Origin of the sequence: Thiohalocapsa sp., from assembly GCF_019695415.1 — a bacterium.
Classification (GTDB): Bacteria; Pseudomonadota; Gammaproteobacteria; order Chromatiales; family Chromatiaceae; genus Thiohalocapsa.
The window spans coordinates 1-1634 of the sequence record NZ_JAIFKJ010000252.1 but is presented as its reverse complement, the minus strand read 5'-3'; the positions used below and the strand labels follow the sequence as shown (position 1 = coordinate 1634).

Annotated in this window: 1 protein-coding gene and 1 pseudogene; one reads left to right on the top strand and one right to left on the bottom strand. The window is 70.9% G+C overall.

The window, feature by feature from the left end:
- Window positions 1–133: 133 nt before the first annotated feature.
- Window positions 134–694, bottom strand: a complete 561-nt coding sequence (locus tag I6U14_RS07165; protein WP_367115638.1) for an arylesterase — start codon at window positions 692–694, stop codon at window positions 134–136.
- Between the two features lie 112 nt (window positions 695–806).
- On the opposite strand from I6U14_RS07165, the pseudogene I6U14_RS07160 reads away from it, so the two are divergent.
- Window positions 807–1547, top strand: a pseudogene (locus I6U14_RS07160) (ABC transporter ATP-binding protein); the annotation flags it as partial.
- Window positions 1548–1634 lie beyond the last annotated feature (87 nt).

The window sequence follows — 1634 nt, the reverse complement described above, 5'->3', positions numbered from 1 at the left end:
GTTTTCGCGAGTTGGCACCAGACCCGCCTGCGGAGGGTTTCGCTGCGCCTAAGGAGATGCCGATTTATTGGGCATCCTGCCCCGAACAGGAAGCGCCAATCAATCGGCGCTTCCCGAATTCACCCGCCGCGCCTCACGGCCCACCGGCGGCCTGCGCGGTGGCCTCCAGCAACGGCAACAGCTCAGGCCAAACATTGTCCAGCAGCTGCGGCTGCGCGGCGGCGGTCGGATGCAGACCGTCCCCCTGCATCAGTCCGCGGTGCTCGGCCACACCGGCCAACAGCCGGGGCACGAGGGCTGCACCAGTCACCTCGGCGACGTCCGCAAAGACCTGCTGGAACTGTTCCGCATAGGCGCTGCCGTAATTGGGCGGCAGACGGACACCGGCCAGCAGCACCCGTGCACCCGCCGCCTGGGCCTCGCGCGTCAAGGCCTTCAGGGCCGCGGCAATGCGCTTGGGCGGGAAGCCGCGCAGGCCGTCATTGGCGCCCAGCTCGATGATCACCACCGCAGGCGCGTGCTCCTTGAGCAGCGCCGGCAGCCGCGAGCGCCCGCCGGCCGTGGTCTCGCCGGAAATACTGGCATTGACGACGTGGTGCGGCAGACCCTGCTCCGCAATGCGCGCCTTGAGCAGGCTCACCCAGCCCTGATCTAGCGCAGTCCCGAAACTGGCGCTCAGGCTGTCCCCCAGCACCAAAACGGTCGGCGCTGCCCCTGACTGTGCCGACGCCGCCGCGGTGCACAGCACCGCCACTGCAACCAAGAACGAGCGCCAGAGCGACGCGCAGCATACGCAAGGAGATCGCATGAATACCCCAGAGATCCTGTGCCGTGCCGATGGGCTGGCCAAGCATGTTAGCGGCCCAGGCGGGCGGCTGACCATTCTGCATGGTCTCTCCCTCGACGTCGCCGCAGGTGAGGCAGTGGCTATCGTCGGCGCTTCCGGCAGTGGCAAGTCCACGCTGCTGGGCCTGCTCGCCGGCCTGGATGCCCCGAGCCAAGGCGAGGTTGAGCTCTGCGGCGCCCGCCTGTCGTCCTTGGACGAGGACGGGCGCGCGGCCTTGCGCGGCGGGCGCGTCGGCTTCGTGTTCCAGAACTTCCAGCTGCTGCCCACCCTGACCGCCTTGGAGAATGTCTCCCTGCCGCTGGAGCTGGCCGTGGCTGGAGGGCCTGCAACCGGTGAGGCCAACGGGCCGGGCAACGGCGCTGTGCGCGCAGACGTGAGCCTGCACGGCACGGATCCCACCCGTGTGGCGCGCGACGCCCTCGAGCGCGTCGGACTCGCGGCCCGCGCCGGCCATTATCCCCGTCAGCTCTCCGGCGGCGAGCAGCAGCGGGTAGCCATCGCCCGCGCCTTCGCGCCCGGGCCGCAGATCCTGTTCGCGGACGAGCCCACCGGAAACCTCGACCTCGCCACCGGCCGCCGCATCATCGACCTGCTGTTCGCGCTGCGCGCGGACGCCGGCCCCGCCTTGGTGCTGGTGACACCCGACGAGGCCCTCGCCGCCCGCTGCGCCCGCCGCCTCCGCATGCAGGACGGCCATCTCGCGACCCCGCCCTCCGCGCCGACCCCGTGCCCCCACCAACCCGCACCCCCCCGCCCCCCACCAACCCGCTCACACCCACCCCAACCC